Raw genomic sequence first — 15,049 nt, forward strand, 5'->3', positions numbered from 1 at the left:
TATGGAGAAGGTTGAGAGATTAATATCCATTATCATGATATTGCTGAAAAAAGATATCGTTTCAACAAAAGAATTCGCACAATTATTCAACGTTTCCAAGAGAACGATTCTTCGCGATATGGAAACACTGAGCTTATCCAACATTCCCATCTATTCTGTTCATGGAATTCATGGCGGATACGGTATTATGGATGAATACAAGGTGGATAAGCGACTTTTAAACAGCTCCGACTTAGAAAATATACTGACTGCCCTCGGCGGATTGGAACAAATTCTAATTAGCGAGGAAGTTGAAATCACGATTAAAAAAATGGAGGCCATGGTTCACCCCATGTCACTGAAAGGTTCAGTCCGTCTATCATTTTATGATTGGGAGGGTCGGTCCGAAATTCTTCAAACCTTAAAGACATGCCAAGAATCGATCATAGGGAAAAAGTTAATTTCATTTGATTATATTGATAAAAATGGCATGATAACGAATCGTATCGTCGAGCCGTATCAGCTTCATTATAGCGAAACGAGTTGGTACTTGAAGGGATTCTGTTTACATCGTCAGAGCTATAGAACATTTAAATTATCCAGGATCGATAATCTAAAAATGAATGAAGAAACCTTTAACCCGAGAGATTATGCATTAGAACAAGGCGCAGCCAGTTATCAGCCGCAACTCGTCACCATTAAAGCGTTAATTGCGCCCGGCATAAAAGATCAGTTTATTGAAAGGTACGGTCGAAAGAGTATTGAAAGCTATAGTTCTGAATATTTCCTGGCTACCATCCATATTCCTCAAGACCCTTTTGGATTTCAATTTTTAGCAAGTTTCGGTACAAATTTAGAAATCGTTGAACCTAAATCATACGTGGCGGATTTTCGCAATTATTTGCTTAAAATGGTCGAGAAATATTCTTAAAAGGTCCCTTTTTACATTAACATGTTAGCGTCTTCTAACAGATAGCTGACTCTTGCTCCCAACACAAAAACACCTTCAAGACCGCCTCCATATCTTACGACATAGCAACGTTCTCCTGAAGGTGCTTTTCTTACCGATTCATCACTTCTCCATTCCGGTATCGGCGCCCTTCAAGCCCAGCTGGGAGTTGAAGAGCTGCTCGATCCGGGTGCAGGTATCCGCCGGGGTCTCCATGCCAGCCCACAACAGATTCAGTTCATCCAGCAGCGTCAATATTTCTGATTGGTTCATGTTGAGGATATGCAGCGGATAAGCATGCGGCAGCACCTCGAGATAACGGTTATAGTGCTGCGGATGAATGTCCGGATTCAGCAGGCTGTCATCCTCGGCCACGGACCGCAACACCGGAATGGTGCATCCGTACTGTTTAAGCAGTTTCTGAGCTTCCTCGTCTGTCATAAAATCCACGAGTTTTTCGGCGATATTCCGATGACTGCTCGCAGCGTTGATCGACAGACCCCCACCTAACAGTATAGTGGCGGGTTTAGCCTCTTTCGGCAAGGTCATCACATCCCAGTCGATGGAATGGTCGCGGAATTCATTCATGAAATAATAAGTGGACATGATCATCGCGACCCGTTCCTTCATAAACAGGCTTTCGGCTAAATGGCTGCTGCCATGGGAAAAGATCGGCGACACATGCTCCTTGTACATCAGCGATACGCAATACTCCAGCGCTTCGATGTTCCGCTCGTCCGCCATCGTGCTCCGGCTGCGGTCTGCAGCCATGATGCTGCCTTCATTTTGAAGCAGAAAGACCGGCCAGCGGTTGGGGGACGAAGAGAAGCAGAAGCCGTAATGATCGGTCATTCCGTCTTCGTTCGGGGCCGATGTGCAGGCTTTGGCCGCCTCCAGCAGCTCCTGCCAGTCGCCAAGACTGACAGGGTGAGTCAGTCCGTGCTGACGGAAGATCGAACGGTTATAGCAGATGACTACCGGAGAGAACACAAACGGCGCCGCGAGCATGCCGCCTTCATGATTGAACAGCTCGAAGACCTGCGGATAGCTTACTCCTTCCTCCATGAGACGGGGAGGAACATATCCTGTCAGCAGATTCGTGCGCCCGCTTTCGGCCCATTCCCGGAAATGCTGATCCGACATGATAAACAGATCTGGCCCTTGACCGTCCTCCATGGAACGGATGATGGTTTCGGTGTAGAAATCCTCGGAGTACAGCACCATCTCCACCTGAACGAACGGATGCTTCCGCTCGAACGCCTCGATCATTTTTTCGATAATCGGAATCTCATAGGAGGAAGAGAACCAGGCGAGTCTCAGCACGACAGGCGTTCTGTCCTCATCCGGCACCTTCACCCGGTTGCCCTTGCCCGCGATTTTCTCGATCAATCCTTCGTTCACCAGCTCATCCAGCGCCTTCCGGATCGATACCCGGCTCATTTCATATTTCTGGCTAAGCGTATTTTCCGGCAAAATAAATTCACCCGGCTGAAGAACACCGGCAACGATTTCATTCCTTAATTCCTGAATAAAGCGTTCATAACGCTCATGAAATTCATTTCTTCTACGCAACAATATATACCGCTCCTATACATGTCTATAACATTCAGTATATCATGAGGGACATCAGGATTCCATGCACTCCGGATAAAGAACGCGGTTATATTTTACTTCGCAAGCTGTTTTTCAAGAAAAGCGTAGGCTCGCTGCCGGATATCCGGCGGAAAATCGTGCCCTTCATGACCCATCCAGCTCTCGAAAGCAGATGAAGCTCCCAGAAACTCATACAAACCATCCAGTTCCCCCAGTCCCGAGGCTATCTCCCTCCAGTTCGGAAAAATCGGGTCTCGCGTTCCGCACCACATCAACATCGGCACCGGAGCCGCAAGCGCCGCGATTTCATGCCACTCAAACGGAAGAGAGCCGTTGTTCAGACTGTCCGTAATGGAAGGGATATGGGAAAACCATTCCCGAAGGCCCCAGCGGTTCGGCTCCGGATCGCCGCGAAACATCGTAAATCCGCAGCTCGAGACGACGGCCTTGATGCGTTTATCCATTCCGGCTAGAAACCAGCCGTTATAGCCGCCCAGCGAGTGACCGATAACGCCGATCCGGCGTGGATTTACCTGCGGCAGCGAAGTCAGCACGTCGACCCCTACCATGTGATCGGAGAGCATTTTGCCGACTGCGGTCCACGCAGGGTGCCGTTGATAGAACGGAGCCGTTTGAAACGGCGCTTCTCCTGGATAGATTCGGGCGCCGAACGTGATGGAGTCCGGAGCCAGCACGGCAAAACCGCGCTGTACCAGCTCTAGTCCGTATCGCCGGTTCGCCCTTCCGGAAGCCAGACTTACATCGTCCTTTCCATTCTCGGTTGTCGGGTGAAGGGCAAGTACAGCTGGATATCCTCCTTCAGCAGGCTTTCCCGAAGGGAGCAACAGATAAGCAGAGATCGAATCCCCGTCCGGTGATTCGTACATGATCGCCTGTCTTATGTGATCTTCTTCCTCATGCACAGAAAGCACCCGGAAGCCCCCGCTGTCTGCGACGGCTCTCGGCCTATAATCAACCGGCTCCGGGGGCTCCCCCAGCAGCTGCAGCCATCGTGCTCTCAGCCTGGACTCCTTCTCCCTCCAGGCCTCAAGAGTATGGATTCCCTCTAACAGCGGCACAAATTCCCCATTAAACCGAATCATAAAAGTAATCGCCCTCCTCTTCCATCCGATACCGCCACAGCTCAGCACCGGAACCGAAATACACGTCTCCGTTAATGCAGGCGATTCCGCTGGTCGCTTCGACCGGAAGCACTTCCAGCAGTTCCGGCTGCATGCTCGCCGTATTTACGGTGAACATAGCCCGGCTCAGCAGACCCAGAAGGAATGGATGCCCCTTTCGCTCTATCATGAGCAGTCCCTGCCGGACGATACCGCCCCAGGAAGAAAGATCGCCGCAATGAATGACCTTTTGCAGTCCCGCATCATAAACAAAGAACACCGATTCCGAGGTCAAGCCATAGAGAAGACCGTTTGGCCCGGAAATCAGCTGAGCGATTTCCCTGGCACCCGGAACCGGCACCCAGCGCCGAATCACTTGTCGGGCAGGCCAATTCAGCTCATACATCACCGCTTCCTCCGCCGTGCTGATCCCGCCGCCGGGCGTCTCGATGCTGGTGCCGCCGAATACCCTGCCATCCGGGAGCACTGCAATTGAAATCGTACTCTGCTCGCTGATAATATCCCGGTTCTCCAGCATCTCCACCTGCCCGGCCAGCACATCCACGATGCCGAGCCCTCCGCCTGCCGTACCATAACCGGGAAAGCCGCCGTACAACACATGGCGGCCGTCCGGATGCGCGGCTGCGCATCTCGGCCTGTGGACAGCAGCATTTTCATAGATCAGGCGGGGATTCCGATGGGGTCCTGGATCCGTACACCATTCTTTCGCCGTGTCCAGCAAATGGACCATGCCGCCGGCATAAGCCGCACCCACGATGATGCTGCCTTGAGCTGCATAAGCGGCAATATTACCGCCGCCTCCCCGCTCCACGATATCGCCGCCCCAATCGGTCAGATGTCCAGCTGCGGTATCGTATGTGAACAGATGAAGCGGGTGATTGGAAGTGCCGTATAGAATGCCGTCCGGACCGCCGAACAGCGGGGAGAGCGGTGTTCCGCCACCCTTGTAGGTAAGCGGTAGCCGGCTCAGGCTTTCGTCCGCTTCCATGATTTCGATCTGCCTGTCGGACAGCTGCCATTTCAGCAGCACTCGACCGGCGTCAAGGTCCAGATGCAGCTTGTTGTAACCTGCCCCCTTATACAGGGACGGGTTGACCTCCTCCGCCGACACCTGCTCTGCCCCCTGCTCGCTCAGCCGGTGCCATACGCCGTCTCCGTTCTCCCCGGATGGCAGCCAGCCGTAAACGGCGCCGTCGCAGCCTTGGTGAACGGCAGCGCTGCCTGTCGTACCCGGCGCTCCCTCCAGTATTATCTCAAGCTCTCCGGTCTCCTCATGAAAACAGGTGATGGCCGGCGACGACGTGCCCAGTCCTGCATAGACCTTTCCCCCGCTTCCGCAGGCGAGCGTCATGGCATACTTCCTCTCGGCATCCAGCCTGCATAAGGTTCGCGAGGAGTTTGACGAAGCATCGAGCTCCATCAGATAGCTTCCCGGGTAAGTTGTAGCGTAGACCCAACCATCTCCATCCACGGCAAATGCAAAGCCGGCTCCCTCTTCCCCTTCAGGTACCCGGTGCTGCCCGACAAAAGCCGGGGTGAACGGATCGATAACGTAAAAATAGCGGCCTGCTCCCGTATAGAACCATCCTCGGGAATCACTGATCGACGCAAACGGGTACTGGCCCTCGCCCCCTGGAAAATAAAGCTGGGTGCTGTTTCCTGTTCCCGGATCCGCGATCAGCACATATCCCCGGGCTGCGATTACGATGCGCTCGGTCCCGTCGGCTCTCCGGCACACCGCCGCGGATCTGCTCTCGTCGACATCAACGGGTACGCCGATCCGCTCAAAAACCCCCATCGTCCCCGTTGCCTTGCTGTCGTTCACTTCTTCCGTATTATTCATCGCTTTTCGCATAATAAGCGCCTACCTTGGCAACCGCCTGAATGATATGCTCAATATCCTCGGGCGTGTAGAATTCGTTCATCGGAATCTGCACCGCCGTGTCTAATATCGCCTCCGCGACAGGACAACGGCCAGGCTCATAAGAGACGCTGCTGCCGTCAAACGGAAAATGGCTCCCCGGATAAGCCTGCCGGTTCTGGAACAGCGGCTGCAAATAGCATACCTGCGGGATATAGCCGGCACGGTTGGGGATTCCCTCTGCCTCCAGCGCCCTGCAGAACTCTTCACGGCTGCAGGTCAGCTTATCCAAGTCAAGTCGCAGCATGTAGAACCAGTATGTACAGTCATGCTCCGGGTCGACCTGCGGCGGAATGACGCCCTGGATTCCCTGCAATCCTTCATTGAGCCGGTCGCCGTATTGCTGACGCCGCCCGCAAATCCAGGGCAGTTTCTTGAGCTGGGCGATTCCGACGGCTCCCTGCAGCTCGGTCATCCGGTAATTCGGTGCAATATAGCTGGTTCCCCGGTCAACCGTGGTTCCGAGACGGCGGTAGTTTTTGTCCGCAAAGGCGTGAGCGGTTTCGTAATCCTCGCGCTTTCCCGAATTGATCAGCACCATGCCCCCGTCCCCGGTGGAGATATGCTTGAAATCGTTCGTGCTGAAACAGCCATAATCGCCGATGGTGCCGGCCAGCCTGCCCTTGTACCTGGTCAGATAGGCCTGTGCGCAATCCTCAATAACCTTGATGCCGTGCTTTCTCGCGACCTCCATGATCGGGTCCATATCGCACGGATATCCCGCCAGATGGACGACAAGGATCGCTTTCGTTCTTGGCGTAACGCAGGCTTCGACCGAGGCCGGATCCAGATTGTAAGTGTACGGCTCCAGATCGGCAAACACGGGAATCGCATTCTGGTACAGAATGCCGATCAGCGTTCCCTGGTCCGTAATCGGGCTTGTAATGACCTCATCCCCTACGGAGACGCCAGCCGCACCCAGCGCGACATGAATCGCCGCGGTGCCGGAGGATGTCGCTACACTGTATTCCCGGCCGTACATCGCATTGAAATCGGCCAAAAACTGTTTAACCTTCGTGCCGAAATGATAAAAGAGCGTGTTCTGCTCCAGCGCTTCAAGCAGCTGCGCGGCCTCCTCTTCCCCGAATCTTTTGCCTGTGCCAAAAGGACCGGTCTTGACCGGCGTCCCCCCATGAATCGCTAACGGTGCCACTGTCTGATTCCTCCTCATTGTCGTTATTCGGCTGCTGTTTTCATAATGCTCGCCGCTTCTGCACACGGCCGCCCAAAGCGCATGACCGCCTGCGAAGCTGACCGCTCCACCTTTGCATCCGACGGCTGGCGCACTACCGCTCCCTGCGGAAGATTCTCGGTGATGAGGGTACCGTCTGCGCCTACCCGGAGCACCGCAGCTCGTCTGGCCTGCTCCCAGCGGGTGATCTCCTCGCTCGTCCAGAACGCATAACCGAGCCCCTTCGCGGTTTCGACCGCTAGCGAAAACGCATGCCGGACGTTCCCTAGATGATGGATGTGCTGCTGGTGAAACAGAAAATGGGCGACGCCGCGGACTTCCGCCACCTTTTCGAGAAACGGGGCAATCACCGACGCATCCGAAAGCGTGGGATGCTCCAGGTCCTGGGTCAGAAAGCCGATCTGCAGCACCCGGTATAGCCGGTTGCGGTCATCCGAACGAGCGATCGGGTAATACGGATGGCTGGTACCGAACGGAAAGCCGACATTTCCTTTTTTGCTCGGCCCTCTAGTTTGATCCGCTTCGATGCCGTTCTGCTCGCACCATACATAGAGCTCTCCCCAGCCCTCAAAGCGGGTATAGTGGTTCTTGTTCGAAATGATCGGCGCGCCGCTGGTGCTCCGGATTACGTTCAGTTGACGGGCAAATTCCTCGGCGCTCCATATCCCCTTCTCCTGCTCCAAAGCATTATAGTGAAATGCCAGCTCATGTCCGGCAGCCTGAATTTCTTTGTAGAGCGACGGGGAATAGCCCGGTTCGATCATGCACCAGGTCGAGCGGACGCCGTTATCCTGAAGCACGCTCAGGGTCGTTCGGGCCGCCTCCTCCATGTTGAAGTCGCTGTCGTGCGAGATCATGGCCACCTGATTGACGCCTTCCGGCCAATAGTCCAGAAACGGAAGTGTTATTCCCTGCGCATCCGCTTCCTCCATCAGCTGGCGGACCATCACCTCGCGCCACCAGTCTGCATACGGCGTATCAAAGTATGGCATCCCGGTCTCCGTCACCGAGCGGTCCTCATTCCAATCCAGCTCACACCGGTCATCGGCCTTCAAAATGCCTTCGTCCACCGCTCCCGTACCGTCCGGTGCAGGGATGCCGTCCTGGACGACCGGGCCGCTGCCCTGCTGCAGCATAACGATATTCGCGGGGATGTCCAAATTCCAGCGGATCAGCCGGCCTGCACCTAGCGGAAACTCCAGAACGGCTGCGGCTGACTCTGCACCAGCTTTACGGAGCCGGCGCAGAACGCCATCCGCTTGAACCGGGATGACGGATTTCTCTGACACCATCCACGGATCGCTGCATACCGCCCTTAGAACCGGTATGCCTTGCGCATAGCTTAACCCTGACAGGTCCCCATACACCGCTTCCCGGATGGCAAAGCGGCTACAGCCCAGCCGGCCGGCCATGCGGTTCAATCCGCCGTAACTGATGAGTGTCGCTCCTCGGCGGGCCCACTGCTCCAGTCGGTTCAGATCCTCTTCCTTCTCTCCCGGGTGCAGTACGACGATGATATCGGGTTCATAAGACTCAAGGGATTCGGCATCGTCAAACCTTGCATAAGGAATGCCTGCATGACCGAGCACCTCCTCCACATAAAGCTGAAACAGGTCCTGACCGTGTCCCCAGAAGTATTCCGCCGACTGCCTGTTAAACCACAGACCGATTTTCGCTGTCTTTTTCATGATTCATGTCTCCCTCCTCCACAGCTCGCATTTCCATAGGCGCTAGGTATCCCAATGCAGAACAGGGGCAAAAAGATTTGCCCCGCTGTCCTACAGATCATGTATAAGGCGCATTTCAAAAGTCTCACTTAAACAGGGCCTTCGGATCCTTCTCTTTGATATTCGCGTTGTATTCCTGGATGATTTGGGCACCGCCTTTGTCCAGATACTCCTGAACCAGTTTATCCCAATCGGAAACCGGACGGGTGCCTGCAATCATTTTTACCTGCTCATCCATGACATACTTTCTCAGCTCGGCGCCTTTCGAGTTGTCGGTCGGCGACTCCAGTCCATTGATCGGGTTGATATAAAGCTTCATATCCTTGTACATCGTCTCGATGGCGGCTACAAGATCCACAAGCTGCTTGGTCTGATACGTAATGGAATATACATTGTCCGAGTCCTGCGGTACCCAGGAGGAATTATCAACATAATACGTTGATGGGCCAAGACCGTCTCTGCCGAAGTTCTCGTTGAAGACAGGCAGGCCGTCTTTCATAACGTAACCTGAACCGACTTTGCCTGAATACCAGTCAAAATCGGCATTCTTTTCATTTTTCTGATCCTGCGGGTAGAATTTGCGTCCGAAATCGATCATCTCCAGTACTTTCTTCAGCTTTTCCGGTTCATCTTGAAGTTTGGCGCTAAGCACGGTGAGACCGTTATAACCTGCTCCGGCCATAAGTCCCTGGTTCCCATATTGGTCCATAAACGGATCCAGATGCACAAACTCGGCTTCGGGATGGATCGCCAGCAGACCGTTCATATAATCCTGCGACATTCCACGAGGCGTTCCGATGAAGATGCCTGCCTTGCCGGAGTAAAACTCCTTGTTCGTGTCTCCCCAGTTCAGTACCGCGTAGTCTTTCGACATCGCTCCCTGCTTATAAAGCTCGGACAGCATGGTGATGAACTCCCGGCGGCCTTCGCCAATGATGCCTGGGATGTAGTTGCCCTGAGCATCCTGATGGTACCAGGCATCCGGGTCCCAATACGGTCCCTGGTTAAAGTTCGGGTTAATGTCCTGGCCGATGGCGATCCCGTATGTGTCCTTTTTGTTGTTGCCGTCCGGATCTCCGTTCGTAAACGCCAGCGCTACCTCTTTCAGCTCCTCGTAATTTGTCGGTGGTTTCATGCCAAGCTTATCAAGCCAGTCCTTGCGGAGCACGGTGACGACCTGATACTTCGGGGCATATTGCGGAATCGCATGGATTTTGCCGTTTACCCGCATGGAGTCCCATATGTAATCGGGCACAACCTTCAAGGTCGGATAATCGTTGATGTACGGCTCGAGATCCAAAAACGCCCCCTGCTTCGCAAACTTATTGTAGCGATTTTTCAGGTCGGTCGACATTAAGCCGATCATATCCGGAATCTGACCCGATGCAAATACGGCGTTGATTTTCTCATCAAATGCGGTATTCGGTACAAAGACAGGCTTGTAGTCTACATTGAATTTTTCGTTGATCATGTCAATGCCTGGACTCGAGGTCGGCGGCGGATCTCCGTAACGGAAATCGATTGCCGTAATCGTAAACTTTTCGTTAGCCTCTAACGGGTTCTTCCCTCCCGAAGTCGGCGCTTTCGGCTGCTCCTCCGCTTTCGGCTGGCCGCCGCATGCAGCCATGCTGATGGAGAGCAAGGCCGCCATGACTGCGGTAAGTCTGCGTTTCTTTAACATGAGCTTTCCCCCATTCATATCAATGTTGGAGTGTGACCTCCATTTATGATTCATTCGGACAGCTCCATGATCCGGCCGTTCGAAGTCATCAACCCTTGACGGCGCCCAGCATAACGCCCTTGGCAAAGTGCTTTTGCAGGAACGGATACATGATCAGGATCGGCAGGGTCGCCATCAGAATGGCGGCCATCTGAATCGTTTCGGGAGGCGGCGGATTTTCGAGGAACATGTTATCTCCCCCGAGCGTGCCTGTCGTTTCCCCCACCACCACAATCTGTCTCAGCACGACCTGGATCGTCCATTTGGCCGGATCATTGATGTACAGAATCGGCGCAAAATAGTTGTTCCAGTGCGTGACCGCATAAAACAGGCTGAATGCCGCCAGCGCAGGCTTCGAGAGCGGCAGGATGATGCGTCCGAAAATCTGCAGGTCATTCGCGCCGTCCACGATGCCCGCCTCGATCATATCGCTTGGTATGTTCATGAAAAATTGACGGATGACAATCAGGTTGAAGGGCGCGATCGCCACCGGCAAAATAAGCGACCAGATGGAATCAAGCAGCCCCGTTTCCTGGACGACCAGATAGGTCGGAATCATGCCGGCCGAGAACAAGAGCGCAAAGACGATCATAAACATGACGGTGCGCTGGCCGACGATCGGCCTGGACAAGGCGTATGCCATCGTCGCCGTAAAAAACAGATTGACGATGGTGCCGAGCACGGTAACCACCGACGTGTTCAGCAGCGCCTGCCGAAACGTCCTGGATGCCCAGATATATTCATAGGCGTCGGTCGTCCATTTGGACGGCCAGAGCAGCAGTTTGCTGCCCAGAAAATCCTCGAACGAGGAAAATGAAACCGAGAACAAATATACAAACGGAAACAGCATGACTGCGGATATGACAAGCAGCAGGCTGATATTCACGCCACTGAACAAGCGGTCCGCAATGGATTTTTGCTTCATACGTCGATCTCCTCCCAGAAAGAATCGAAGCCCCTAATATACGCCCTGCTCGCCGAACCGCTTGGACAGCTTGTTGGCGGCCATAACCAGCACAAGACCGACCAGACCCTTGAAAACGCCGACCGCGGTGGAGAAGCTGTAGTCCGACTGCTGGATCCCCTTGTAATACACAAAGGTGTCGAGCGTATTGCCGATGTGCATGTTAAAGGCGTTCAGCTGAAGGAACACCTGCTCGAAGCCGACCTCCAGCACGTCGCCCAGACGTATGATCAGCATGATAATGATCGTACTTCGGATGGCGGGCAGCGTAATATGCCAGATTTGGCGGAAGCGCCCTGCACCGTCCATGACGGCTGCCTCGTAAAGAGCCGGATTAACGCCTGCCAGCGCCGCCAGGAAAATAATCGTTCCCCAGCCGGCTTCCTTCCAGATGACCTCCAAAACCAGAAAAGCTCGGAAATAATCGGGCTCGGTGAGAAAAGGGATCGTCTGCTGCAAGCCAAACAATTCTCGCAGCACGTCGTTGATCAAGCCCTCGTTGCGGAAAAAGATCGTCACGATGCCGACCACCACGACCCAAGATAGAAAATGCGGCATGTAAACGATGGACTGCAGCCCTCTTTTCAAGAGCGGATTTGCCACCTCGTTCAGCATGATGGCCAGAATGATCGGCGCCGGAAATGCGAACCCGATTTGCAGAAAGGAAATGGTCAGCGTATTCCAGATAACCTGGATAACCTCCGGGCTTTCGAAAATCCGGGCAAAGTTCGCGAATCCGACCCAAGGACTCTCCGCGAACCCCCGGAACGGGCTGTATTCTTTAAAGGCAAGCGATATGCCCAGCATGGGCAGATACCGGTACACGATAAAGTAAAGCAGGCCCGGCAGCAGCAGCAGGTACAGATAACGGTCCCTCCACATTCGGGTCCGGATTTGCTTCCATGCGCTCTTTTTGGCGGCAGCGGATGGATTGACCTCCGAAATCACGGTTTCCACACAGCTTCTCTCCCTTCCGCCTGATCACCTCTGCCGATATTCATAAGAACATAATAGCCAGGTGGTGCGGTTTGTTCGACTTCCACGCCAGCAGTTACCTGCTTCAGCTTGAAGGAGACCTCCACAGGGTGGGGGTTATGAACAATGCAGGATGAACGGCGGGCATCGCTGTATACGCTCAGAGGCAGCTCCGCCTCAAAATCGATGTCCCCGCCGGACAAACGTTCAGCCTTCCACAAATTAAGCAGGCCGTTACCCGATATGCGGGCGGCTTCTCCCTGGAAAGTAACCCCCCGGTAGCAGGCTTCCACAGCGTCAGCGCAGAACAGCCAGATATCCTCCGCCCCGCCGGGCCTTTCCACCGTTAACCCGGCAGCCAGGCTTCCGCTATCCTGCTCCTCCTGACGGATGGCCAACCTCTCGCCGTAATGGACCCGCGGATTGATCAACGTGACGAACCGCCGTCTTTTCCCCCTCGTGCCACCCACGGCTACATAAGGACCGTAGGTTTCAGCTCCGGGGTACTCGCGGAGGGCGAGCACCTTCTCCTTGGGAAAAGGAATCATAAGCTGCAGAGCGGCCTTTTCACCCTGGAATACAACGGATTCACTTCCCAGATTCTCGCCCGGAGCCTTGAGCTCTTCCCCATCCTGAACCGCCGAGGTCGTATGAAACAGCAGCTCGACCTCATCCGAATCCTGATGAAGCTCCACCTCATCCACGACGAAGTAATATGACGAATCGATATGTAGGACAGATCGTCGGAAGGATTTCAGCAGCCCGCCATAGCTTTCCGCAGCGTCCCCGACAACCGCCTCAAATGACGGGAGTAACAATTCCTCTTGGAGACCCCCGCCTCCCAGGTGGATCTGCCCCTGACCATTGACGAGCAGCGAATTGTGGCCGACCGTGCCGGTCGTGTAATCCGCCTTCGGACCAGGTACATAATCCTGGTAGCCGGGATTGGTCAACAGCCACTCTCCGCCGACATTGATCACCAGATTGTTCTGGTCCTTGTGATTATGGTCCTTCGCCGAGCAGCTTGAGGTAAAGCACAGCAGATGATCCTCATCGCCCCATCCCGACCGCAGGGCGGCCCAGCCAATGCTCCGGAACACCGCGGAAGCGCTCTTGCCGTACAGTTCCGATGGGCTTGTTGGTGAGGTATCTTTCCGTAAATATAGAAGCGATGCGTGATGCGTTGCAGCATGCTTATGCAGGTACCACAACGCTGCCGGATGGTCGTAATGGGTAGCTGTCATGGCCATGAGATAGGCGATATCCAGCTTGTAAAACGAATCCGACAGATTCGGGAATGAGCTTTCTTCCCCCGGCGCCAGCAGCCGGAAAAAACGTTCAGGAAGCTCTTCCCGTAAATACGGATGCTGAATCAGGCTGTCATCGCCGCTGATTCTCCGATAAAGATCCGCCGCCATCCAGGCATGGCGCGCAGCCACATTGTCGTACAGCAGCCCCTCTGTTTCTCCGGATTCCCTTTTTCGGTCCAGATAGCTTTGAAGATAAGTGAATCCGGACTGTAAATATTTGGCGGCGAACGGGCTCTCATCCATGATGGCCGCCGCGCCGTACAACATCGCTACCTGCTTGGTTGCCACGATGTTGTGCATATCACGGCTTCCGATATCGATGGCCAGCGGATGAAGCCCTTTTTCCAGAATGGCTTGGCGAATGGATCGCCGCTCTTCTTCCGTCAGCAAGCTGTGAATGGCATCATAGGCGCACGAAGCGCCAAGCAGCAGATGTGCGTTGCTCAGATTTCCTTCCGCGCCCCGCTCGTCAAACTCATACCATTTGCCGAAGGCGGCCAGGGACAACAGATGCTGCTTCACTCGAACCGCATACTTTTTCTCTTCCGTCACCAGGAAGGCCGTGGACATGACGACCAGCCGATCCTCTATCGCTCTGGCATACATCGTCCAGAACGGGAAGAAGGTATGGCCTTGCGGTTCTGGCACCCGCTTCGGCTCCGTTAGAGGCAGCGCTATCTTCCACCGATCCGATATGGACGGATACAGCACCTCGAAGCTATCTTCCTCCACATAGGCATCAGCTTTTGCCAGGTATCCGGCCCATAGCCTGGCTGCATCGACTACCTTCGCGGAACTGCCATCATCCCGCTTAATCCGTTCCCGAAATTCCGCGAGTTCCTCATTCGAAAACAACATCCTCGGACGGTCCTGCAGCTTCATTTTCGCCGATAAACCTGCCGGCCGTACAAGAACCTTCCATCTAAACACCGAGAATCTATCGTTCAAAAGGTCTAAGGCAATTTCGGTCTCGCCCGGCTTTAGCCCGGTGATCACGCTGCCGTTCACCTCAACGATCTCCGGGTCGCTGCAAGTCATGCTAAAGGTCATATCCGATTGCGGCTCCATTCTTCCGCAGGGGTGCACAAGCATGAAGTTAAGCCGATGTTTCTCCCCGGTCTCCAGCAGCGAGGGCTTTATAAATTCCATCCGCAGCATCAATCGTAAGCTCCTCCTTTAATACATGAGTTTCTTTCTTTTCAATCGATCAAGAAAACGCTCTCATAAGTTTTTGCAACAAAGCCCTAATCGAAGCCATCCGCTGTTCCGTAACTCCTGGTCGCCACGCTTCAATTGAATTCTCTTAGTAGTATACATGTATATTACTTGTATTTTTAATGATCTGTCAATTCAAAATTTTGTCTTATTCATCCAACTGCAACGTGATCAACAGGAAGCCAATCCCCTTCATAGGGCCTGTACAAGGAAACTTGCCCGTTCCAAAGCGTTAGGCTGTAACCCTATTTATTTCCGAATTAAATCCTTGTTGTTAATCTCGGATCCGTTACTTACGGCGTCCGATAAGGGTAATCCCAAATGTAAAGCAGCACCAAACATTCCATTTGGTGCCGCCTCTT

Annotated in this window: 10 protein-coding genes; 1 reads left to right on the forward strand and 9 read right to left on the reverse strand. The window is 53.9% G+C overall.

The features are described 5' to 3' along the window. Nucleotide 1: 1 nt before the first annotated feature. Nucleotides 2-910, forward strand: coding sequence for a helix-turn-helix transcriptional regulator (locus PAEVO_RS09855; protein ID WP_100537380.1), 909 nt, complete (start codon nt 2-4; stop codon nt 908-910). 141 nt (nt 911-1,051) lie between these two features. Here PAEVO_RS09855 and PAEVO_RS09860 read toward each other — a convergent pair whose 3' ends face one another. The 9 genes from PAEVO_RS09860 to PAEVO_RS09900 all read right to left on the reverse strand — a co-directional run bounded on the left by PAEVO_RS09860 (nt 1,052) and on the right by PAEVO_RS09900 (nt 14,630). Beyond that, nucleotides 1,052-2,503 carry an extracellular solute-binding protein gene (locus tag PAEVO_RS09860; protein WP_100537381.1) on the reverse strand — a complete coding sequence of 484 codons (1,452 nt, stop codon included), beginning with the start codon at nt 2,501-2,503 and terminating at the stop codon, nt 1,052-1,054. Between the two features lie 92 nt (nt 2,504-2,595). Then, on the reverse strand, nt 2,596-3,624 hold the full coding sequence (locus tag PAEVO_RS09865) for an alpha/beta hydrolase family protein (RefSeq protein WP_100537382.1): 1,029 nt from the start codon (nt 3,622-3,624) through the stop codon (nt 2,596-2,598). Then, nucleotides 3,611-5,506, reverse strand: a complete 1,896-nt coding sequence (locus tag PAEVO_RS09870) for an NHL repeat-containing protein (protein ID WP_243390707.1) — start codon at nt 5,504-5,506, stop codon at nt 3,611-3,613. Before PAEVO_RS09870 ends, PAEVO_RS09865 begins: the two co-directional genes overlap by 14 nt. Then, nucleotides 5,499-6,737: a DegT/DnrJ/EryC1/StrS family aminotransferase gene (locus tag PAEVO_RS09875; protein WP_100537384.1), complete on the reverse strand. Its 1,239-nt coding sequence runs from the start codon at nt 6,735-6,737 to the stop codon at nt 5,499-5,501. The genes PAEVO_RS09870 and PAEVO_RS09875 overlap by 8 nt, the downstream gene beginning before the upstream one ends. A 23-nt stretch (nt 6,738-6,760) precedes the next feature. Beyond that, entirely contained in the window at nt 6,761-8,464 is a 1,704-nt protein-coding gene (locus tag PAEVO_RS09880) for a polysaccharide deacetylase family protein (RefSeq protein WP_100537385.1), read from the reverse strand. Between the two features lie 124 nt (nt 8,465-8,588). Further along, on the reverse strand, nt 8,589-10,184 hold the full coding sequence (locus tag PAEVO_RS09885) for an extracellular solute-binding protein (RefSeq protein ID WP_100537386.1): 1,596 nt from the start codon (nt 10,182-10,184) through the stop codon (nt 8,589-8,591). 88 nt (nt 10,185-10,272) lie between these two features. Beyond that, complete coding sequence (locus PAEVO_RS09890) at nt 10,273-11,148, reverse strand: carbohydrate ABC transporter permease (RefSeq protein WP_100537387.1); 876 nt, start codon at nt 11,146-11,148, stop codon at nt 10,273-10,275. Between the two features lie 33 nt (nt 11,149-11,181). Continuing rightward, on the reverse strand, nt 11,182-12,144 hold the full coding sequence (locus PAEVO_RS09895) for an ABC transporter permease (protein ID WP_100537388.1): 963 nt from the start codon (nt 12,142-12,144) through the stop codon (nt 11,182-11,184). Further along, complete coding sequence (locus tag PAEVO_RS09900) at nt 12,132-14,630, reverse strand: heparinase II/III family protein (protein WP_243390863.1); 2,499 nt, start codon at nt 14,628-14,630, stop codon at nt 12,132-12,134. Before PAEVO_RS09900 ends, PAEVO_RS09895 begins: the two co-directional genes overlap by 13 nt. Between the last annotated feature and the right edge of the window lie 419 nt (nt 14,631-15,049).

The sequence above is a fragment of the Paenibacillus sp. GM2FR genome (assembly GCF_002803325.1).
Classification (GTDB): domain Bacteria; phylum Bacillota; class Bacilli; order Paenibacillales; family Paenibacillaceae; genus Paenibacillus_AQ; species Paenibacillus_AQ lautus.